This is a genomic window from Mycobacterium aquaticum (assembly GCF_002086485.1).
GTDB lineage: Bacteria > Actinomycetota > Actinomycetes > Mycobacteriales > Mycobacteriaceae > Mycobacterium > Mycobacterium aquaticum.
This window is the reverse complement of the sequence record NZ_MVHF01000007.1, coordinates 211,863-231,554: the sequence shown is the minus strand read 5'-3', so window position 1 is coordinate 231,554 and position 19,692 is coordinate 211,863. Positions and strand designations below refer to the sequence as shown.

The 19,692-nt window shown below is 67.5% G+C and carries 21 protein-coding genes; 15 read left to right on the top strand and 6 right to left on the bottom strand.

Features of this window, described 5'->3' with window-relative positions; all coding sequences use genetic code 11:
- On the top strand, positions 1-493 hold a 493-nt coding region (locus BST13_RS10540; protein ID WP_483869185.1), incomplete at its 5' end, for an Rv1157c family protein.
- An 88-nt stretch (positions 494-581) separates the two neighbouring features.
- Here the strand turns inward: BST13_RS10540 and BST13_RS10535 are convergent.
- Positions 582-731 (bottom strand): DUF1059 domain-containing protein, encoded by a 150-nt coding sequence (locus tag BST13_RS10535; protein ID WP_018598918.1) that lies wholly within the window; start codon positions 729-731, stop codon positions 582-584.
- 35 nt (positions 732-766) lie between these two features.
- Between BST13_RS10535 and BST13_RS10530 the strand changes: the two genes are divergently transcribed.
- Entirely contained in the window at positions 767-1,429 is a 663-nt protein-coding gene (locus BST13_RS10530) for a nitroreductase family protein (protein ID WP_083163377.1), read from the top strand.
- Between the two features lie 162 nt (positions 1,430-1,591).
- Here the strand turns inward: BST13_RS10530 and BST13_RS10525 are convergent, their stop codons facing one another.
- Positions 1,592-2,170, bottom strand: coding sequence for an HhH-GPD-type base excision DNA repair protein (locus BST13_RS10525; RefSeq protein ID WP_083163374.1), 579 nt, complete (start codon positions 2,168-2,170; stop codon positions 1,592-1,594).
- A 98-nt stretch (positions 2,171-2,268) separates the two neighbouring features.
- Between BST13_RS10525 and BST13_RS10520 the strand changes: the two genes are divergently transcribed.
- From BST13_RS10520 to BST13_RS10480, 9 genes are all read left to right on the top strand, one after another.
- On the top strand, positions 2,269-2,571 hold the full coding sequence (locus BST13_RS10520; RefSeq protein ID WP_083163371.1) for a DUF732 domain-containing protein: 303 nt from the start codon (positions 2,269-2,271) through the stop codon (positions 2,569-2,571).
- Between the two features lie 42 nt (positions 2,572-2,613).
- The gene (locus tag BST13_RS10515) at positions 2,614-3,795 is read left to right on the top strand and encodes a sensor histidine kinase (protein ID WP_083163368.1); all 1,182 of its coding nucleotides are present in this window, start codon (positions 2,614-2,616) and stop codon (positions 3,793-3,795) included.
- A complete protein-coding gene (locus BST13_RS10510; protein WP_083163365.1) occupies positions 3,792-4,574 on the top strand; it encodes a LytR/AlgR family response regulator transcription factor in 783 nt (260 codons plus the stop codon). Before BST13_RS10515 ends, BST13_RS10510 begins: the two co-directional genes overlap by 4 nt.
- Complete coding sequence (locus BST13_RS10505) at positions 4,567-4,935, top strand: hypothetical protein (protein ID WP_083163362.1); 369 nt, start codon at positions 4,567-4,569, stop codon at positions 4,933-4,935. Before BST13_RS10510 ends, BST13_RS10505 begins: the two co-directional genes overlap by 8 nt.
- Positions 4,932-6,662, top strand: a complete 1,731-nt coding sequence (locus BST13_RS10500; protein WP_083163360.1) for a sodium/solute symporter — start codon at positions 4,932-4,934, stop codon at positions 6,660-6,662. The genes BST13_RS10505 and BST13_RS10500 overlap by 4 nt, the downstream gene beginning before the upstream one ends.
- 213 nt (positions 6,663-6,875) lie before the next feature.
- Complete coding sequence (locus tag BST13_RS10495; RefSeq protein WP_083163357.1) at positions 6,876-7,223, top strand: DUF485 domain-containing protein; 348 nt, start codon at positions 6,876-6,878, stop codon at positions 7,221-7,223.
- Positions 7,220-8,851, top strand: a complete 1,632-nt coding sequence (locus tag BST13_RS10490; RefSeq protein ID WP_083163354.1) for a solute symporter family protein — start codon at positions 7,220-7,222, stop codon at positions 8,849-8,851. The genes BST13_RS10495 and BST13_RS10490 overlap by 4 nt, the downstream gene beginning before the upstream one ends.
- Before the next feature lie 67 nt (positions 8,852-8,918).
- Positions 8,919-10,142, top strand: a complete 1,224-nt coding sequence (locus tag BST13_RS10485; RefSeq protein WP_083163352.1) for an MFS transporter — start codon at positions 8,919-8,921, stop codon at positions 10,140-10,142.
- A gap of 35 nt (positions 10,143-10,177) precedes the next feature.
- Positions 10,178-11,515: an acyltransferase family protein gene (locus tag BST13_RS10480; protein WP_083163349.1), complete on the top strand. Its 1,338-nt coding sequence runs from the start codon at positions 10,178-10,180 to the stop codon at positions 11,513-11,515.
- Between the two features lie 28 nt (positions 11,516-11,543).
- Here the strand turns inward: BST13_RS10480 and BST13_RS38235 are convergent, their stop codons facing one another.
- Both BST13_RS38235 and BST13_RS10475 read right to left on the bottom strand, forming a co-directional pair.
- Positions 11,544-11,714: a DUF5302 domain-containing protein gene (locus tag BST13_RS38235; RefSeq protein ID WP_087075055.1), complete on the bottom strand. Its 171-nt coding sequence runs from the start codon at positions 11,712-11,714 to the stop codon at positions 11,544-11,546.
- Positions 11,715-11,731: 17 nt separating this feature from the next.
- The gene (locus tag BST13_RS10475) at positions 11,732-12,175 is read right to left on the bottom strand and encodes a PPOX class F420-dependent oxidoreductase (RefSeq protein ID WP_029366812.1); all 444 of its coding nucleotides are present in this window, start codon (positions 12,173-12,175) and stop codon (positions 11,732-11,734) included.
- 31 nt (positions 12,176-12,206) lie between these two features.
- Here BST13_RS10475 and BST13_RS10470 point away from each other — a divergent pair, with 31 nt between their 5' ends.
- Genes BST13_RS10470 through BST13_RS10455 form a run of 4 tightly spaced genes read left to right on the top strand, consistent with a single transcriptional unit; the run spans position 12,207 to position 14,869 of the window.
- A complete protein-coding gene (locus tag BST13_RS10470; RefSeq protein ID WP_083163433.1) occupies positions 12,207-13,028 on the top strand; it encodes a class I SAM-dependent methyltransferase in 822 nt (273 codons plus the stop codon).
- 47 nt (positions 13,029-13,075) lie between these two features.
- Positions 13,076-14,032, top strand: coding sequence for an alpha/beta hydrolase family protein (locus BST13_RS10465; protein ID WP_425437002.1), 957 nt, complete (start codon positions 13,076-13,078; stop codon positions 14,030-14,032).
- A 4-nt stretch (positions 14,033-14,036) separates the two neighbouring features.
- On the top strand, positions 14,037-14,552 hold the full coding sequence (locus BST13_RS10460; protein ID WP_083163346.1) for a DUF1697 domain-containing protein: 516 nt from the start codon (positions 14,037-14,039) through the stop codon (positions 14,550-14,552).
- Positions 14,549-14,869 carry a hypothetical protein gene (locus BST13_RS10455; protein ID WP_083163343.1) on the top strand — a complete coding sequence of 107 codons (321 nt, stop codon included), beginning with the start codon at positions 14,549-14,551 and terminating at the stop codon, positions 14,867-14,869. Before BST13_RS10460 ends, BST13_RS10455 begins: the two co-directional genes overlap by 4 nt.
- Positions 14,870-14,887: 18 nt before the next feature.
- Here the strand turns inward: BST13_RS10455 and BST13_RS10450 are convergent, their stop codons facing one another.
- Together BST13_RS10450 and BST13_RS10445 are read right to left on the bottom strand one after the other, a co-directional pair.
- A complete protein-coding gene (locus BST13_RS10450; RefSeq protein ID WP_083163340.1) occupies positions 14,888-18,040 on the bottom strand; it encodes a bifunctional cytochrome P450/NADPH--P450 reductase in 3,153 nt (1,050 codons plus the stop codon).
- Between the two features lie 48 nt (positions 18,041-18,088).
- On the bottom strand, positions 18,089-19,603 hold the full coding sequence (locus BST13_RS10445; protein WP_083163338.1) for a flavin-containing monooxygenase: 1,515 nt from the start codon (positions 19,601-19,603) through the stop codon (positions 18,089-18,091).
- Between the last annotated feature and the right edge of the window lie 89 nt (positions 19,604-19,692).

The following is a 19,692-nucleotide window of genomic DNA, read 5'->3' as shown; positions in this document are numbered from 1 at the left end:
CCCCGAGGCTGCACCGGCCCCGGCACCTGACCCCGCCCCTGCGGCGGCTCCCGCGGCCGCAGCCACACCGGGATTCGGGCCGGACAGCCCGGTCACGCAGGACTTCATGTACCCGTCGATCAGCAACGGATGCTTGAAGGACGGCGGAAACGTTCTGGCGACGGCGATTTCGGTTGCCGGTCCGGCCAAGATCCCGACCCCGGGACCTGGCCCGGGCCAGACTGCCTACGTCTTCACCGCGATCGGCACGCCCGGCCCCGCAGCCGAGCAGAAGCTACCGCTGAACGTGACCTGGGTGAACCTGACGACGGGCAAGTCGGGCAGCGCGACGCTCACGCCGCGGTCGGACATCAACCCGCAGGGCCCGACGACGCTGACCGCTGTCGCCGACACCGGCTCGGGCAGCATCATCTCGACGATCTTCGGGCAGGTGTCGACCACCGAGAAGCAATGCCAGTTCATGCCCACCATCGGCTCGACGGTGGTGCCCTGACAACATCACGAAAAATGGGGAAACGGAATTCCCGGTCGCCGGCAACCTGCTGGCGGCCGGGAATTTTGTTTGGCCCCTTCAGGACCCGTCAGTAGGCCATGAACAAGATCATGTCCCGGTCGTACTCGCGGCCCGGGTGTGCCTCGGCGAGATGCGCCTGGGCCTTCTCGACCAGATCGTCCTCGTCGGTTCCCGTGATCGCCTCGCCGCACGGGCAGTTGAGATGTGTCTTCGCCATATCAACACCATCGCATAGATGAGTTAGATGTAGGCATGGAGATCTACGACGTCATGCGCACCACCGGCGCCACCCGCCAGTTCACCGACGAACCACTGCCCGACGACGTACTGGAACGCATACTGGACAACGCCCGGTTCGCCCCCAGCGGCGGCAACCGGCAGGGCACCCGCGTCGTGGTGATCCGCGACCGGCACACCCGCGAGGCGCTCTCCGATCTCAGCGTCACGGGCGCGCGCCGGTACATCGCGCAACAGCGCAACGGTGAGAACCCCTGGAACCCTTTGCATTCCCCCGGCGTATCCGACGAAGAGATCGCGGCTGTCGAGGTGCCGCCTGCCACCCAACTGCTCGAAGCGTCGGTAGTGCTGGTGGTCTGTGTCGACCTCGGCGTGGTGGCCGCGCTCGATCAGAACCTCGACCGGATCGGCGTGGTGTCCGGCGCGTCGGTGTACCCGTTCGTGTGGAACATCCTGCTGGCCGCCCGCAATGAAGGCTTCGGCGGCGTACTGACCACCATGGCGGTGCCCGAGGAGCCGCGCGTCAAGGCACTGCTCGGCATACCCGAGGAGTTCGCGGTCGCCGCGGTGGTGCCCATGGGCAAGCCGGTGCGTCAGTTCACCAAGCTCACCCGCAGACCGGTCGCCGAGATCGCCACCCGCGAGCGCTTCGACGGTGAACCGTTCACGGGGTCATAGCCTGCGCTGACTCTGCGGTGAGGGCGCTGCCTGCTCGGACTTTCACGCCGTAGCCGCGGAGCCAACGAGAGGGCCACCGTCAGCCGCATTCACTCTGCGGTGACGGCGCTGCCCACTCGCACTTCCACGCCATAGCCGCGGAGCCAACGAGAAATCCGGGTGTCAGGCCTTGGCAGCCTTGGCTGCCGCCTTCATCTGCTTCTTGTACGTGCGCACCTTCTGCAGAGACCCGGCATCGACCACGTCGGCCACTGACATGTGGGTACCGGCCTTGCCGTAGTCGCCTGCCGCGGCGCGCCAACCGTTCGGTGTCACGCCGTACTGCTTACCCAGCAGCGCCAGGAAGATCCGCGCCTTCTGATCACCGAAACCGGGCAGGCCCTTGAGCCGCCTCAGCACTTCCTTGCCGTCCGGGTCGCCCGCGGTCCACAGCTTGGTCACGTCACCGTCGTATTCGTCGACGATGGCCTGCGCGAGGGCCTGCACCCGCTTGGACATCGACCCCGGAAACCGGTGGATCGCAGGGGTTTCCGAGCACAGCGCGACGAATGCCTCCGGGTCGTACTCGGCGATCTGCACGGGGTCGACGCCGCCGATGCGGTCCGCGATCTTCTTGGGGCCGGCGAACGCCGTCTCCATCGGGATCTGCTGATCCAGCAACATGCCGACCAGCAACGCGAACGGATTCTCCTCGAGCAGCGCATCGGCGGCCGGGTCTTGAACGAGCTGCAGTTTCGCCACCTCGCCAGTTTAGGACCACGCGATGCCGGAGTTTTGCCGTCTGTGTCGGTGCGGTGTGCGAACGTGTACGCGATGACGGGTGGATATGCCCATAGGAGATGGACATGAGACGTGTGGTTGCACCTCTATTCGCAGCCGTGCTCACCGCGATTGCGTTGGCCGCCACCGCCAATGCAGTGCCGGACCAGGGCACGCCGGAATTCGACGAATACCTGCAAGGGCTAGACCGCAACGGCTACCACCTGAACCCGGACACCGCGTGGCGCGTCGCCCACCAGGCCTGCATCGGCGGTCTACCCGGATACATCGGTTTGGAGCTGGCGGCGCAAGGGGTGATCGGGCCCGGAGCGCAGCAGCGGGTGATGGACGTGGCCAGAAAGTACGCCTGCCCGGTTCAGTGATCAGCGGTTTGACCACCTCACCGGTTTAAGGTTGGCCGCAACATGTCCGGCGACGTTGCGATAGCGCTGACGTTGGCGCTGATGCTGACGGCAGTGGCCGCCGTCGTGGTAGTGCGTACCCGCCGGGTGGTCGCGACCCCGACCGAGCGCGCGGTGCACGCGACGCTGCACACCGCCGCCCAGGCCGCGCGGGCCCTGCGCCGCGGTCTCGACCGCGAATCCGCACGTACCGCCGCGCCGTTCTTGCGCGAGCTGACCGGGGCCGACGGGCTCGCGCTGTATGACGACGACGGTTCACCGCTGGCGCGGGACCCCGAAGACGAACCCGTCTGGCCGGCCGACGTGGTCGACAGCGGCACGGCCACCGCCGCCGAGTCGATCACCGGCCAGCGCCGCGTGCTCAGAAGCGTGCGCACCACGACGGTCGTCGCGCAACCACTGCTCACCGAGGGCGGCGAGGTGCTCGGCGCACTCGTCGTGGTCACCGGCACCACACCGGGCCCCGGCATGCTCGGCGCCGTCGGCGAGGTCGCCAGGTACGCCGCCAGCCAGATCGAACTGGCCGAGCTCGACGCTTCGCGGGCCCGGCTGGACCGCGCCGAGGTGCTCGCGCTGCGCGCCCAGATCAGCCCGCACTTCATCTACAACGCGCTCAACACGATCGCCTCGTTCGTGCGCACCGATCCCGACCGGGCCCGCGAACTGATCCTGGAGTTCGCCGATTTCACCCGGTACTCGTTCCGCGCGGCCGGGCAGTACACCACGCTGGCCGAAGAACTGCGCAACATCGACCGGTACCTGACGCTGGAACGCGCCCGGTTCGGCCAGGCACTGACAGTCCGGCTGCAGGTGGCGCCCGAGGTGCTCAGCGTGGTCGTGCCGTTCTTGGCGCTACAGCCGCTGGTCGAGAACGCGGTGCGGCACGGGCTGGCCGGTCAGGGCGGCGGGTCGATCGAGATCATCGCTCGCGACGAAGGATCGGACTGCGTGATCACCGTCGAGGACGACGGCGCAGGCATGGACCCCGAGACGCTACGGGCCGGGCCGGGCGATGCGCTGGCACATCGCAGCGACGAGTCCGCGCACGTCGGGCTGACCAATGTCGACCATCGGCTGCGGGCCGCGTTCGGCAACGACTACGGTCTGGTGGTCGAAACGGCGATCGGGGCAGGCACGAAGGTCATGATGCGGGTACCGAAGTTCCGCTCAGGAGTCCGCGCGTGAGCCGGACCCTGACCGTGCTGGCTGTCGATGACGAGGCACCCGCACTCGACGAGCTGGCCTACCTGCTGGGCCGTAACCCGTGCGTCGGTGACGTGTACACCGCAGGCGACGCCACCTCGGCCCTGCGTGAACTCAACCGGCGCCCCATCGATGCCGTGTTCCTCGACATCAACATGCCGGGGCTCTCGGGCATCGAACTGGCCGGTGTACTCACCAATTTCGCGAGCCGGCCCGCCGTGGTGTTCGTGACCGCGCACGACGACAAGGCCGTGGCGGCATTCGACGTCGGCGCTGTCGACTATCTGCTCAAACCGATCCGGCAGGACCGGCTCGACGAGGCGGTGCGACGCGTCGCCGACGGGGCCGCTGCGGCGCGACCGACCGAAACCGCGTCGGACGACCAGGACTCCGACGTGATCCCGGCCGAACTCGGTGGCATCACCCAGCTGGTGCCCCGCGACAGCATCAGCTGGGTCGAGGCCGAGGGCGACTATGCCCGGCTGCATGCGACGACCGGCGCACATCTGGTCCGAATACCGTTGAGCACCTTGGAAACCCGATGGCGCGACCATGGCTTTCAACGCGTCCACCGGTCCTACCTGGTCTCACTGCGGATGGTCACCGGGCTGCGCACCGCCGACGGGGCCGTGCTGGTCCGGCTGCGCGCCAACGGATCCTCCCCTGCCGTGGAGCTGCCGGTCAGCCGGCGCCAAGCCCGCGAACTCCGCGACCGCGTGGTCCGCGATCCGATGCGCAACCTGAAACCGACCGATGAGTGACCGACCGCAGCGGGAGCGCGTCGTACTCGCCCACCGGCGCGGTGCCCGCATGGTGCGCACCCGCGTCGAGGTGCAGGAGCAGACGCAGGTCGGCGACGCACTGGTGCGCGGCCTGGTGCGGGCCCAGCTGGGCCTGGCCTTGCGACTCGCCGCCGTCGTGGTCGCCATCGCGGTCGCGCTGCTGGTGATCACCACGACCTTCCCGGAATTGGCCGCGCACAGCGTGTTCGGCATTCGCCTCAACTGGTTCATCCTGGCGGGCCTGGCCTATCCCCTGCTGTACTGCATCGGGCGGCTCTACGTGCGGCTGGCCGAGCAGGCCGAACGTGACTTCGTCCGCGTCGTCGACAGCGAACCATGACCGGCTCACCGCTCACCGCTGCGGCGCTGCTGACCGCGGCCGTCGCCACCGTCGCCATCGGCACCTACGGAGTACGGTTGTCGCGCACCACCTCCGACTTTCTGGTGGCCTCGCGCACCATCGGCCCACACTGGAACGCGGCCGCGATCTCCGGTGAATACCTCTCGGCCGCATCGTTTCTCGGGGTCGCTGGGCTGATCGCCAAATACGGCGCCGACGCCCTGTGGTATCCGGTCGGCTTCACCGCGGGCTATCTGGGACTATTGCTGTTCGTCGCGGCGCCGCTGCGCCGCTCGGGCGCCTACACCGTTCCCGACTTTGCCGAATTCCGGCTCGGCTCAGCTCGATTGCGCAAGCTGGCGATGCTCGTGGTGGTGATGATCTGTGTGTTCTACCTGGCCCCTCAATACCAGGGCGCCGGTCTAGCGTTGAAAACCATACTGGGAGTGCCGGTCTGGATCGGCCCGCTGCTGGTCGGCACGATCGTCATCGCCAATGTGGTGGCAGGCGGCATGCGCTCGATCACCTTCGTGCAGGCCTTCCAGTACTGGCTCAAGCTGACCGCGATCGCCGTCCCGGCGCTGGCCCTGCTGGGGTTGTTCATCGGCGGCGGTGGCGAACTCGGCGGCCCGTTGCCGCCGACCGTGCATCAGCAGACCACTGTCGCCGTCGACACCGCCGTCGTCGTGCACGTCACCGAACCGGCAGGCATCACCGTGACAGGCACCCTCGACGGACAGCACGTCGAGGCCGTCGCGATCGGCAACGCGGGCGAGCACACGCTCGGCACCGGCACCACGCTCACCCTTGCGGCAGGCGCCGCAACCCCCGTCGTGGCCGGAGCGCCGAGCACCGGCACCGAATGGATCGCCTCCGGCGGCGGGCTGGGTGGCGGCCATCCGCTCTATCAGGTGGTGTCGATCATCGTGGCCACGTTCCTCGGCACCATGGGCCTGCCGCACGTGCTGGTGCGCTTCTACACCAACCCCGACGGTCGGGCGGCCCGGCGTACCGCGCTCGCGGTGATCGCCCTGCTGTGGCTGTTCTATCTGTTCCCGACGCTGCTGGGCGTGTTCGCCCGCTTGTACGTTCCGCAACTGCTGATCACGGGAACCGCCGACGCGGCGGTGCTGCTGGCGCCCGGCGCCGCGATCGGCGGCGTCGGTGGCCAGCTGCTGGCGGCCCTGGTGGCGGCCGGGGCCATCGCGGCTTTCCTCGCCACGTCGTCGGGACTGCTGGTCAGCATCGCGGGCGCGCTGGCCACCGACGTGTTGCGCGGGCGGGTGCGGGACTTTCGGGTGGCCGCGGTGATCGGCGGGCTGATCCCAATCCCGCTGTCGCTGGTGGTGTCCGGGTTGGAGCTCTCTCGCAGTGTCGGTCTGGCCTTCGCGGTCGCGGCGTCGACGCTGTGCCCGCTGCTGGTCCTCGGCATCTGGTGGCGCGGGCTGACGGTGACTGGCGCAGCATGCGGGCTGGTGGCGGGTGGCGGCGTGTGCGGCGGCGCAGTGACGGTGGCCATCGCCGGCGGCGTCGACGAGGACGTGCTCGGTGGCTGGCCGGCCGTCATGGTCGGCTACCCGGCCGCGATCAGCGTGCCGTTGGCGTTCCTGACGATGGTCGTGGTCAGCCGTTTCACCCGGGCCACGCCGAACGTGGCGCAGATCTTCGCCCGCATGCATGTGCCCGAGCGCCTCGGCATGGGCGTCGAGCGCGTGCCGCGGGGCTGATTTCTTCCGCCGAGCAGACGCTCGGGGCCGCGACACGCCGCTGTTCCGGTACCGCCGCGTCTGCTCGGCAGGGAAAAAGGACCCACCGCTCACCGTGACTGACCGACCACTCGGCGCACCGACACCCGGCTTCGGCGTATCGCCTCGATTGTGACTCACATCTCATCTAGGTTCGATTCCCAGCTGCCTCACAGACAACCTCAAGGAGCCCCGGTGCCCGAGACCGACCTTCCGCCACGCGTCGTGCCCAGCGGCGCGCAATTCCTCGCCGCCCAGGCCAGTCCGGAGTTTCAGGAGCTGCGTAGCAAGCTGCGCCGGTTCGTGTTCCCGATGACGGCGTTCTTCCTGCTCTGGTACGGCCTGTACGTCGTACTCGGCGCCTTCGCGCACGACTTCATGGCGACCAAGGTGTTCGGCAATGTCAATGTCGGCCTGCTGCTTGGCCTGGGCCAGTTCGTCACGACGTTCGTCATCACCGGCGTCTACGTGCGGTTCGCCAACCGCGAGCTCGATCCCCGGGCCGCGGCCATCCGCACCGAGCTGGAAGGGCCTACCCAGTGAACACGCTTCTCGCAGCAGCGGATTCGGTCGGCAACCCGATCGCCAACATCGCCATCTTCGGCGCCTTCGTCGTCATCACGATGTTCGTGGTGATCCGGGCCAGCGGCAACAACCGCTCCGCCGATCAGTTCTTCACCGGCGGCCGGGCCTTCTCCGGCCCGCAGAACGGCATCGCCATCGCCGGGGACTACCTGTCGGCGGCCAGCTTCCTCGGTATCGCCGGGGCCATCGCCGTGTACGGCTATGACGGCTTCCTCTACTCCATCGGCTTCCTCGTGGCCTGGCTCGTGGCGCTGCTGCTGGTCGCCGAACTGCTGCGCAACACCGGCCGATTCACCATGGCCGACGTGCTGAGCTTCCGGCTCAAACAGCGCCCGGTACGGCTGGCCGCGGCCACCACGACACTGACGGTGTCCCTGTTCTACCTGCTGGCCCAGATGGCAGGCGCGGGCGGCCTGGTGGCGCTGCTGCTCAACGTGCACAGCAAGGCCGGGCAGTCCGTGGTGATCGCCGTGGTGGGCGTGCTGATGATCATCTATGTGCTGGTGGGCGGGATGAAGGGCACCACCTGGGTGCAGATCATCAAAGCCGTCCTGCTGATCACGGGCGCCGCGCTGATGACGTTCATGGTGCTGGCCAGGTTCGGGCTGAACTTTTCCGAAATCCTGGGCTCGGCGCAGTCGGCGATCTCCGGTGCCACCACCAAGGGCGTCGCCAGCCGGGACGTCCTCGCCCCGGGCGCCCAGTACGGCGGGTCGACCACCTCCAAGATCAACTTCCTGTCGCTGGGCCTGGCGCTGGTGTTGGGCACCGCGGGCCTGCCGCACGTGTTGATGCGCTTCTACACCGTGCCCACCGCCAAGGAAGCGCGGCGCTCCGTCGTCTGGGCCATCTCCCTGATCGGCGCGTTCTACCTGTTCACCCTGGTGCTGGGGTACGGCGCCGCAGCGATCGTCGGCCCCGACCGCATCCTGTCCGCCGCGGGCAAGGAGAACTCCGCGGCCCCGCTGCTGGCCCTCGAGTTGGGCGGCGTGGTGCTGCTCGGCATCATCTCCGCGGTGGCCTTCGCGACCATCCTGGCCGTGGTCGCCGGGCTGACCATCACCGCGTCGGCATCGTTCGCTCACGATGTCTATGCCTCGGTGCTGAAGTCCCACAACGTGACCGAAGAGGAACAGGTGCGGGTCTCGCGGATCACGGCGGTGGTCCTCGGCGTCTTCGCCATCGTGCTGGGCATCCTGGCCAACGGGCAGAACATCGCGTTCCTGGTCGCGCTGGCCTTCGCCGTCGCGGCCGCCGCCAACCTGCCGACCATCGTGTACTCGCTGTACTGGCACCGGTTCAACACCCGTGGCGCACTGTGGAGCATGTACGGCGGGTTGGTGTCGACCATCGTGCTGATCGTGTTCTCCCCGGCCGTATCGGGTACTCCGAAAGCCATGTTCCCCAACCTGGATTTCGCCTGGTTCCCGCTGGCCAACCCCGGCATCGTGTCCATCCCGCTGGCGTTCCTGCTGGGCGTCATCGGCACGCTGAGCTCGTCGGACCGCGGCAATCCCGAACTCAACGCCGAGATGGAGGTGCGGTCGCTGACCGGTGTCGGCGCCGAGAAGGCCATCGCGCACTGAGGTGATTTCGCCATCCCCGGACCCGGTTCGGGGATGGCGAACCGCCTCGACAACGTTGGACTGCCACATGCCCGACTCCCGGAGCCCCGAGCCACGTAACCGTTCCGCCTTCGCGTTCGGCCTACTCGCCTATGCGTTCGCAGCCATCATGGTCGGCACGACACTGCCCACCCCGATGTACGCGCTGTACGCCGAACGCATGCATTTCGCGGTGCTCACCACGACGGTGGTCTACGCCACCTACGCGGGCGGCGTGCTGTTCGCGCTGCTGGTGTTCGGCCGGTGGTCTGACGCGGTGGGCCGACGACCGATGTTGTTGGCCGGTGTAATTGCTGCTCTGGCCAGCGCCGTGGTGTTCCTGGTCGCCGACTCGGTGCCGGTGCTGCTGATCGGCCGGGTGCTGTCCGGCTTGTCGGCAGGTCTGTTCACGGGCACCGCCACCGCCGCCGTCATCGAGGCCGCACCGCCGCGCTGGCACACGCGTGCCGCCACGATTGCGACGGTTGCCAACATCGGCGGGCTCGGAGCAGGCCCGCTGCTGGCAGGCCTGCTGGTGCAGTACGCACCGCATCCGCTGCAGCTGCCGTTCCTGATCCATATCGTGCTCGCCGTCATCGCGGGCATCGCCGTTCTGGTCGTTCCCGAGACCTCGGAGCGCAGCGGCAGCATCGGCGTGCAGCGCCTGTCCGTTCCTGCCGAGGTGCGCGCAGTGTTCGTCATCGCGGCACTGGCGGCGTTCGCAGGTTTCGCCGTCACCGGTCTGTATACCGCGGTGGCGCCGTCGTTTCTCGCCAATGTCGTCGGCATCGACAACCACGCGATCGCGGGTGCCATCGCGTGCTCGATCTTCGCGGCATCCGCCGTCGCGCAGATCGCCGCGACGCTCATCCCGCCGCAGCGCGCGGTTGCGATCGGCTGCGCGATCCTCGCGGCTGGCATGGCCGTTCTGGCTGTCGCGCTGTACTTTTCGTCGTTGTTCGGACTGATCGTCGCGGCCGTGGTGGCGGGCGTCGGGCAGGGCATCAGCTTCAGCCGCGGGCTAGCCGCGGTCGCCGAGCTGACGCCGCCGGAGCGCCGCGCGGAGGTCAGTTCCACCTACTTCGTCGTCGCCTATGTGGCCATCTCGCTGCCGGTGGTCGGCGAGGGTCTGGCAGCCCGCGTCTGGGGTCTGCGGACCGCGGGCGTGGCGTTCGCCATCGCGATCGGCGTGCTTGCCGTCATCTGTCTGGCAGCCATCCTGTGGCAGGAATCCCGGCAGGCCCGCGAGGCCGAATTGAGTGCAATTACCTAGATCTGCGCGACCGTGAAGCCCTTAGCGTTACTGCCATGACCAGTGCTGTCGCGACACCGGCCGCCAAAGCCGCATCGCTGTTCCCCACCCCCGCCGAAGTCGAGGCGGCCACCCCGGCCGGCCGTGACCGCGCCATCGACGTGATCCGCATCGTGTCCCTGGTGGGCGTGGTGTTCGGGCACACCGTCATGGCTACCAGCACCATCCGCGACGATGTCTTCATCTGGAGCAACCTGCTCACGGCCTCGACCGTGTTTCAGGCCCTGACCTGGGTGTTGCAGATCATGCCGTTGTTCTTCTTCGCCGGGGTCGCGGCATCGGTCACGTCCTGGCGCCCCGGGACGCCATGGGGTGGCTGGCTGCTGAAGCGCTGCACACGGTTGTACCGGCCGGTGTTCTACTACCTGGCGTTCTGGGGCGTGACGCTGGCGGTGCTGCGGTTCGTGCTCCCGATCCACGTGTACGAGCCGGTCGCCGGCATCTCGATTCAGCTGCTCTGGTTCCTCGGCGCCTACGTGCTGGTGCTCGCCGCGGTGCCGCTGCTGTCCCGGATCACCACGACGGCACAGCTGGCCGCCGCCGTGATCGGTACCTATGCGTTCATCGCCGTGATCGACGCGATCCGGATCAACGTCCACGGCTACGCCACGCTGGGCTACCTCAACACCGTGGTGTGGCTGATCCCCGGCATGTTCGGCGTGGCCTACCGCCGCAACCTCCTACCCGGCCGGTCGGCGCTGGCGCTCGGTATCTCCATGCTCGGCGTGAACCTGGCGCTGCTGGTGTTCGGCCCCTATGAGCTGAGCCTGGTCGGCATCGAGAGCCAGCATCTGAAGAACATGACGCCTCCTTCGCTGCTGCTGGCCGGGCACGCGATCATGATGTGCGCGTTCGCGATTGCCGCGGCGCCCGCGATCGCCAGGTGGGCGCGGCGGCCGCGGGTGTGGTGGCTGGCCGCGATCGGCAACTCCGGCGCGATGACGCTGTACCTGTGGCACATGCCGCTGCTGCTGGGCATGCACCTGGTGTTCGACTACCTGGGCTTCGACCGGTACGACCCGGCTTCCCCCGGCTTCGTCGCGTTGTCCGTGCTGCAGCTGGTGCTCATGGCCGCGGTGGTGGCAATGGCGTTCGTCGCTCTGCGGCCGCTGGAGAACTCCCCGCTGCCCCTGTGGGACGGCGGAGCGGTCGACCACCGTGGAATCCGCAGCGCCACAGTCGGTTTGCTGCTCTGCACAGCGGGCGCTGCCACCCTCACCTCGGTGGCGTGGGGACTCAAAGACCAGGGCCTGTACTGCGTCGCGGTGATGTTGACCGCGCTGGCCGCCGCCCGCTGGCTGGCGACACCGCAGAGGATCGCAGCCACTGGGTGACTGCAATCCTCGGCGCTGTCACAACGCCCTAACCGCTCTTGCGGCGGAACTCCCTACGGTTCTCCACGGGGCCGTGCGCTCGGGGCTGCTTGTTGCCGCCGTCCTTGTGCGCCGATCCGCCGCTTGCCTGGGCCTTCTTACGTTCCAGCGCCTCCCGGAACTTAGCCTTGGTGTCGTCTGCTTCCGGTGTCTCCGCCATGGCGCCAGCCTAGCCAATCACCGGAGGCCCGGCGGCATTCCGTACAGGTGCGAGATGGGCAGTGTCAGCTTCACCCGACGATCGTCGACCATGGCCCGCCGGTAGTCGTCCCAGTCAGGGTGCTCCCCGGCGATGTTGCGATACAACGCGATCAGGGCCTCGACGGTGTCGTCGTCGGGGGATGCCGCGGGTGGGGTGAGGATTGCGTCGCCCTCGGCGACGGCATACGCCCAACCGTCGTCGGAACTGACATGGATCGATGCCCGCGGATCGCGGCGCAAGTTCCGGGTCTTGGCCCGCGGTTCGGTGATCGACACCTCCAGGGCCACGGCACGCGGGTCGAAGTAGTAGGACACGTTCGACAGCTGCGGCCTCCCGTCCTGTTTGATCGTGGCCAACACGCCCAGCGAGTTGCCGCTGATCAGTGCCAAGAGCTTGTCGTCGAAAACGTGGCGCCCCATGAACCGAGCGTACGTCTTTACTATCAACTCGATGACTGTGATTGACGGCAATATCCTCGACGGTGTCTCGGCCACCACGTTGTGGACACTGCACAACCGCGGCACCGAGGCCAAGCGCTCCGACGGCGTGATCAGGGACCCGTGGGCGGTCTCCCTGCTCGACGCGATCGACTACGACTACCTCAAGTTCGGCAGGCCCAACCAATCCCACGGTTTGCGGGCCCGCGCGTTCGACACCGAAGCAACCGACTACCTCTCGGCCCATCCGCGGGCCGCGGTGGTGGCCCTTGCCGAGGGCTTGCAGACCAGTTTCTGGCGACTGGCCCAGGCGGGCGTCGCCGACGAATTGACTTGGTACTCGGTCGATCTGCCACCCGTCATGGCGTTGCGCGAACAGCTGCTGCCGGCTGACGACCGCATCGTGGCGCTGGCCCAGTCCGCCCTGGACCGCAGCTGGATGGACCGAGTCGACGCGTCGCACGGGGTGTTCATCACGGCCGAAGGCCTGTTGATGTACCTGCAGGCCGACGACGTGATCGACCTGATCACCGACTGTGCCGCGCGATTCCCCGGCGGCCGGTTCATGTTCGACTCGGTCCCGCACTGGTTCAGTCGCCGCACCATCAAAGGTCTACGGCTGTCCGATCGTTATGTCGCGCCGCCTATGCCGTTCGGGATGACCGCCGATGAAGGCCTGGCCCTCGCCGAACGCGTTCCCGGGGTGCGGGCAGCGCGCGACATCGCGCTGCCGCCCGGGCGCGGCCTGTTCAAAGTGGCGGCGTGGCCGCCACTGGATCGCGTCGGCGCGTTCCACCGGGCGCGGCCGAGCATCACGCTTCTGGAATTCGCCTAGCCCCAGCCGCCCGCGCCGAATATGGTGTCAGGCAAAGGGAGAGGGCATTGCGTCGGAGGGACCTGGCCGCCGTTTTCGGCGCGGTGTTGGCAGTTGCGGTGGTGCCGTCGTGTGCGGAGAGTTCGGTTGCGCCGAAGGTGCTCGCCCCCGCGCCCGAGTTGGTCAGCCTCGCCGAGATCACGGTCGAACGGTTCTGGTACCCCATCGATGAGCGGCCCGGCTCCCCGGCCGACACCGGCCAGAACTGGGCCGACCTGTACCTGCCCGCAGGCCCGCAGCGGGTCGACAGCATCCCGCTGATCGTGCTCATCCACGGTGGCGCGTGGCAAAGCACCCTCAGCGCCCACGTATTCGACGGCCTGGCCCGCGAACTCGCCGGCCGCGGTTTCGCGGTCTACAACGTCGAATACCGCCGGATCGGCTCCGGCGGTGGGTGGCCGAACACGTTCCGCGACGTGGCCCACGCGCTCGACAACATCATCGAGGTGGCCCGCAAGTATCCCCAGCTGACCACCGACGACGAGCTGGTCGTCGGGCACAGCGCGGGGGCTCAGCTCGCAGTATGGGCAGGCACCCGCAAAAACCTCAAGGCCAACGAAGAGGGCGCTCGGCCGGTTTTCCGTCCGACCCGGGTCATCTCGCTGGCTGGTCCGCTCGACATGGTGTATGCCGCCAACCACGGTGACGACCACATCGTCACCGTGCTCGGTGGACGCCCCAGTGAGGTTCCGGACCGCTACGCATCGGTGGACCCGATCCAGAACATCGATCCGACGGTTCCGGTGATCGCCCTGCACGGCACCCGCGACACCGTCGTCGCACCCGCGAACTCCCAGCGTTACGTCGCGGCGGTCAAACAGCGCGGCGGCCGGGCTGCGGTCGAGTTGCTGCCCGGCGACACCCACACCTCGATCGTGTCGGCGCGCTCCCCCAACTACCAGCACGTACTGCATGTCATCACCACGACGTCGCAGGCGGAATTGGCCACCCTGCTCAAGGAGTAATCCCATGCCCCGATATGCGGTCTTTCTGCGCGGCGTCAACGTCGGCGGTGTGAACCTCAAGATGGCCGAGGTGGCCAAAGCCCTCACCGACGCCGGTTTCGACAACGTCAAGACGATCCTTGCCAGTGGAAATGTATTGCTGGACAGTAGATCCAGCGCCAAGGCCGTGCGCTCCAAGGCCGAACGGGCGCTGCGCGACACGTTCGGTTACGAGGCGTGGGTGCTGGTGTACGACGTCGATGAGCTGCGCGCACTGTCGGATGATTACCCGTTCGAGCGTGAAGTCGAAGGCCACCACTCGTATGTCACGTTCGTCAGCGACGCCGATCTGCTCGACGAATTGGCGGCCCTTGAACCGGGACCCGAGGAGAAGGTGCAGCGCGGTGACGGCGTGCTCTACTGGCAGGTCGCCCGCAACGCCACCCTCGACAGCACCATCGGCAAGACCATGGGCAAGAAGCGGTACAAGTCATCGACCACCACCCGCAACCTGCGGACCGTGGAGAAGGTGCTGCGGTGAGCCAGAACGAGTTGGCGGCGTCGCGACGAACTGCGTGGTGGATCGCTGACACCGCCGTCGGGATCAGTATCAGCTTCTCGGTGATCGCACGTGTGTGCCAACTGTTCGCTGATCACCACCGGTTCGATATGACCGGGACCGAGTACGGATTCGTCACACAAGTCGGCCACGGCTTCGGGTACGTCGCATTCGGCTGGATCGTGGTCAGTGCCATCTTTGCCATCACGAGCCGCATCAAATACGGAATCGCCAACGACACAACGATTTACCTTGTGCTGCTTCTGCTGGCGGTCATTGCCGTCGTGGTCGTGCAGTAGTTACAACTCAGCTCACCGCTACTGCGCCCACACGTCTTCGACGTACCGATCAGTGTTGACCAGATCGGCAAGCCAGCCGGCGGCTGCGTCGTCGTCGGCCCCGGTGAATCGGCGATAGATGTCCCGGAACGCGCCGCGCACGGCAGGAGCCATCCGGGCCCCGTCTCCGCAGACGTATACGTGGGCATCCATGTCCGGGTCGCCAAGCATCGCCCACACCTCGTCGGCGTCGGCGGCGATACGGTCCTGCACGTACCGGATCTCGTCTTCGGGCCGCCTCGAGAAAGCTGGGCGCATCCGCACGACGCCGGCCTGTTCGGCCGCCTCGAACTCGTCCCGGAACAGATAGTCCACATCGGGATGCCGCACGCCGAAGAAGCACAGTGCCGACGTGAACGGTTCACCCGCGTCCTGCGCGGCGAGCCGGTCGCCGATGAAGCCGCGGAACGGGGCCACGCCGGTTCCGGCGCCGACCATGATGACGTTCTTCGCCGGCTCGGCACCGGCCCGGAACGCCTTGCGGGCAGTGTCGACGCGCATCCGGATCTGTTGTCCCGGTATGGCATCGGCGAGGTAGCTCGACGACACCCCGCGGAACACGCCGTACCCGGAGCGCGCCGGCCCCTCGAGCACACTGACCACCAACTCGACCTCCCTCGCCGACCGGCGCGCTGACGAGGCGATCGAATAGTGCCGGGTGCCCATCGGCTCGAACAACTCCAGCAGTTCGGCACGCGACAGCTCGGTGGCCGGGAACTCGGCCAGGCACTCGGTGACGCTCAGCGCCCGGGTCTCGGGGTGTTCGGCGAGTTCGGCCAGCGCCGTGCGTTCGGGTGGGCAGGGGTTGGCCATCGCGAGCTTCAGCAGCTGGCTGCGGCTGGCGGCCTTGCGCAATTCGATGAAATGCGTGAGCAATTCGCGCACACTGACTTCGCGGTCGATGGCGATGGCCCGTCGGGTGCTGCGCCGGGGATTGACCGAGATGCGGCGGTCGAGCCGCAGCTCAAGCAGTTCGGCGACCTCCTCCACCACCTCGGGACTGTTGTCAGGCAGCACCGTCACGTGGTCCCCGGTGTGGTACTCGACGCCATCGGGCAACGCAATCCGGATGAGCCGCTTGCCATTTCCCATACCGTGGGCATCGACGTCGACCAGCGCCACGTTGTCGAGCACCGTGGCGGGCTGCACCTCGAAGCGCGCGTCGATCGCCGACGTCACCGGGCCGTCGATGGCGCGCAGCTCGTAGAGCAACTCCGTGTTGTCGGCAGCGTCGAGCACCGCGGTACCCGATGCGGGGGCAAGAGCTTGCCACAGCGCCGCCGAGAAATCCTCGACCGCTCCGGCAAAGTCGCCTGACGTGTCCGCCTCACCACGCGGAATCACCGCTGCACCAACCAGTTCCGCCAAACGCTCGTCGATACGCTTCGGGACGGACTGATACGTCTCGGCCCAGTTGCGATCTCCGACACCGAGAACGGCATACGGGATGGCCGGTTGCTTCGGTGTGTCGGCATCGTCGAGCCATTCGACGAAACGTCTTGCGTCGTCGGTGGGCTGGCCGTTGTACGACGCGGCGACCACCACCACCGCACCCTCGCCCGGCAGCGCACCCGCTGCCGTGTCAAGGGCGGCCACGGTCGTCTGGTAACCGAGATCGGTCGCCTCGTCGGCCAGTTGCTGCGCCAACGCCCGGCAGTTGCCGAGGTTCGAGCCATGCAGCACAGTCACTTTCGAACCGGGCGCGGCCACGGCACGCGGACGTGCCGCGGTTGCCGCCTGCGGGGCGGGTTCGGCGTGCCGGCGATCCGACGGAGTGCGCCGCGCCAACTCAAGATGGAAGCCGACGGGTTTGCGTAGCAGGTCACTGTGGGTGCGCAGCTGGTAATGCTCGACGTCAAGGAAGCGGTAGCGGTGCAGTAGCGTCGCCAACGCCATCGTCGCCTCGTGCAACGCGAACTGCCTGCCGATACACGACCGGGCTCCGGTGCCGAAGGGCTTGAACAGGTTCGCGGGCCGCGCGGCGGCGTGCTCGACGCCGAAGCGGTCCGGATCGAAGATGTCGACGTTGTCACCCCATTCGGGCTGGCGGTGCAACGCCGAGGTGGTGATCGTGACAACCGTGCCCTTCGGTATCGGATAACGACCCCCGATGACGGTGTCAGCCAAGGCCATTCGGTCGATCTCGCGCACCGGTGGTGAGAGCCGCAACGTTTCGTCGACGATCTGGCGGATGTAGGTGAGTTTGCCGATCTCGTCGAAGGCAGGCACATGGTCGTCGTCCGGGCCGAACAGCGCATCCACCTCGCGACAGGCCCGGTGCAGCACTGCGGGGTGCTTGACGATGCTGTACATCGCCGTCGGCATCAGCGTCGACGTGGTGTCCTGCCCGGCGATGAGGAACGTCAGGATCTGGTTGCGGACGGCGTCGTGGTCGAGGAGCGGCGTACCGTCGGCGCCCGGTTCGAGCATGAGCGCGAGCAGGTCGTCGAGGTCGGCGGCTCCGGCGCGGTGCCCGGCGATCAGGTCGTCGATGAAGGCGTAGAGCTTGTCGCGCTCGGCGTCGAAGACCGTCCGGTCGCCACCGCCCGGGGCGAGGATCTGGTCCAGCGCGGCCGCGAAGCTCGCCGGGATATCGGCGAGTCCGTCGTGGTGGTAGGAGTCGAACCGGGCGCCGAATCCGGCCAGGCCGACGGTGTCCATGGCGAGCTTGGCGAGGTCGCCGGCCACGTCGACGGCGCGCCGCCCAGCAGCGTCATCCCACTGCGCCAGCAACTGCCGGTTGATGTCCAGCATGGCCGGGTGATAGCTGCGCAGCCCGCTGAAGCTGAAGCCGGGGATCAGGACGTCATGCGCCTGCTGCCAACCGTTTTCACCGGGATACGACGTGAACAGCCCGTTTTCGACGAGGGTGCGGAAGCGGTCGAGCCGGTCGGTGATGCCCTTGGTGAACCGGCTCTCGTCGCAGAGTTCGTCGACCAGCGCCAGCGAGCACGCGTACAGCCGCCGGCTGCCGGTGAAGTCGCCGTAGAACAGTGGTCCGTACTGTTCGGCGAGCACGTCGGCGGGCAGTGCGTACGGCCGGCCGGGAACCGGCCCAGGTGGCAGTTCTGCGCCGACGGCCGAGGGCACGCCGTCGATCTCGGGTGGCAGCGCCGGCGAGAACGTCTCCATGTGCGCAGAGCATAGCCACCGGACGCCGCTGATCCGCGAGAACGAACCTCAGAGAACGAGCTGTGGGGTCTGTGCCGAATTCCTGGCAGTACGCCGGGATCCGAACCGTAGGCTCGGGTCGACCACCGGGCCGTTGCGCAGCATGTCCGCGTCGTAGGTGTAGTTCATCGACATCACCCAGGGTCCGCTGGCGCCCTGCCGCGGCATCTGGTCGGCGGCGCGCTGCACGTAGCCCGCGGCGAAGTCGAGCAGCGGCAGCGTCGCGATACCCGGATCGTCGAACACGGGCCGCACCGAGTCAAAGCCGTTGTCGTCCATGTACTTCAGCAGTCGGCAGAAGTGCTCGCACAGCAGCCCGACCTTGAGCGTCCACGACGAGTTGGTGTACCCGAAGGCGAACGCGAAATTCGGCACACCCGAGAGCATGATGCCCTTGTAGGCAACGGCCTCGGGCAGATTCACCGGCTGACCATCGACGGTGAGCGTCATGCCGCCGAACAGCTGGACGTTGAGACCCGTTGCGGTGACGATGATGTCGGCGTCAAGCTCGCGGCCCGACTCGAGCAGGATGCCGCGCTCGGTGAAGGTCGCGATGCGGTCGGTGACCACCGAGGCGGTGCCGTTGCTGATCGCCTTGAAGAGGTCGCCGTCGGGCACGGCGCACAAGCGCTGGTCCCACGGGTTGTACTGCGGCGCGAAGTGCTCGTCGACGGCATACCCCTGGGGCAGCTGGCTGGCGTTGACCTTGCGGATCAGCCGGCGCGCAGCGGTCGGGTACTTCTGGCACAGCGTGTAGACGGCGCGCTGTTTGATGATGTTCTTGCGCCGGGTCAGGGCGTATCCGCGGTGATCGCCCAGCAGCCGCTTGGCGGTGTTGGCGAAAGAGTCCTTGGCCGGCACCGGAAGCACGTAGGAGGGCGAGCGCTGCAGCATGGTCACGTGGCCTGCCGTCGGCGCCATCGACGGCACCAGCGTCACCGCGGTCGCGCCGCTGCCGATCACGACGACCTTTTTGCCGGTGTAATCGAGGTCTTCGGGCCAGTGCTGGGGGTGCACGATCTGCCCGGTGAACCGCTCCTGCCCTTCGAACGTCGGCGTGTAGCCCTGGTCGTAGCGGTAGTAGCCGCCCGCGCAGAACAGCCAGTTCGCCGAGATCTGCACCAGTTCGACGTCCTCGCCGCGCTCGTCGGTGCGTTCGACGTCGACGACCCAGCGGGCGTCGGCCGAACTCCAGGCTGCGCCGAGCACCTTGTGGTGGAACCGGATCTTGCGGTCGATGCCGTTTTCGGTCACCGTCTCCCGCAGGTAGGCCAGGATCTTGTCGGCGGTGGCGATGGCGTGCTCGTCACGCCACGGCTTGAACTCGTAGCCGAAGGTGTGCAGGTCGGAGTCCGAGCGGATTCCCGGGTAGCGGAACAGGTCCCATGTGCCACCGGTCGCGCCACGGGCCTCGAGGATCGCGAAGTTGCGTCCCGGGTGCTCCTGCTGCAGGTAGTAGGCCGCGCCGATGCCGGAGATGCCGGCCCCGACGATCAGGACGTCAACGTGCTCGGTGAGGGTCATTCGGGCTCCCGTGGGGTGGTCTGGTGGAGATGTGTTCAATCGTCGCGGGTTCCGGGGGCGCCACCAAGGTCAAAACAAACCATTTCGAA

What these genes read in the sequence shown, in the direction of transcription:
- BST13_RS10535 (WP_018598918.1), bottom strand. Translation starts at nt 731, where the DNA reads ATGGCGAAGACACATCTCAACTGCCCGTGCGGCGAGGCGATCACGGGA.
- BST13_RS10530 (WP_083163377.1), top strand. Translation starts at nt 767, where the DNA reads ATGGAGATCTACGACGTCATGCGCACCACCGGCGCCACCCGCCAGTTC.
- BST13_RS10520 (WP_083163371.1), top strand. Translation starts at nt 2,269, where the DNA reads ATGGACATGAGACGTGTGGTTGCACCTCTATTCGCAGCCGTGCTCACC.
- BST13_RS10515 (WP_083163368.1), top strand. Translation starts at nt 2,614, where the DNA reads ATGTCCGGCGACGTTGCGATAGCGCTGACGTTGGCGCTGATGCTGACG.
- BST13_RS10505 (WP_083163362.1), top strand. Translation starts at nt 4,567, where the DNA reads ATGAGTGACCGACCGCAGCGGGAGCGCGTCGTACTCGCCCACCGGCGC.
- BST13_RS10500 (WP_083163360.1), top strand. Translation starts at nt 4,932, where the DNA reads ATGACCGGCTCACCGCTCACCGCTGCGGCGCTGCTGACCGCGGCCGTC.
- BST13_RS10485 (WP_083163352.1), top strand. Translation starts at nt 8,919, where the DNA reads ATGCCCGACTCCCGGAGCCCCGAGCCACGTAACCGTTCCGCCTTCGCG.
- BST13_RS10480 (WP_083163349.1), top strand. Translation starts at nt 10,178, where the DNA reads ATGACCAGTGCTGTCGCGACACCGGCCGCCAAAGCCGCATCGCTGTTC.
- BST13_RS38235 (WP_087075055.1), bottom strand. Translation starts at nt 11,714, where the DNA reads ATGGCGGAGACACCGGAAGCAGACGACACCAAGGCTAAGTTCCGGGAG.
- BST13_RS10475 (WP_029366812.1), bottom strand. Translation starts at nt 12,175, where the DNA reads ATGGGGCGCCACGTTTTCGACGACAAGCTCTTGGCACTGATCAGCGGC.
- BST13_RS10470 (WP_083163433.1), top strand. Translation starts at nt 12,207, where the DNA reads ATGACTGTGATTGACGGCAATATCCTCGACGGTGTCTCGGCCACCACG.
- BST13_RS10460 (WP_083163346.1), top strand. Translation starts at nt 14,037, where the DNA reads ATGCCCCGATATGCGGTCTTTCTGCGCGGCGTCAACGTCGGCGGTGTG.
- BST13_RS10450 (WP_083163340.1), bottom strand. Translation starts at nt 18,040, where the DNA reads ATGGAGACGTTCTCGCCGGCGCTGCCACCCGAGATCGACGGCGTGCCC.
- BST13_RS10445 (WP_083163338.1), bottom strand. Translation starts at nt 19,603, where the DNA reads ATGACCCTCACCGAGCACGTTGACGTCCTGATCGTCGGGGCCGGCATC.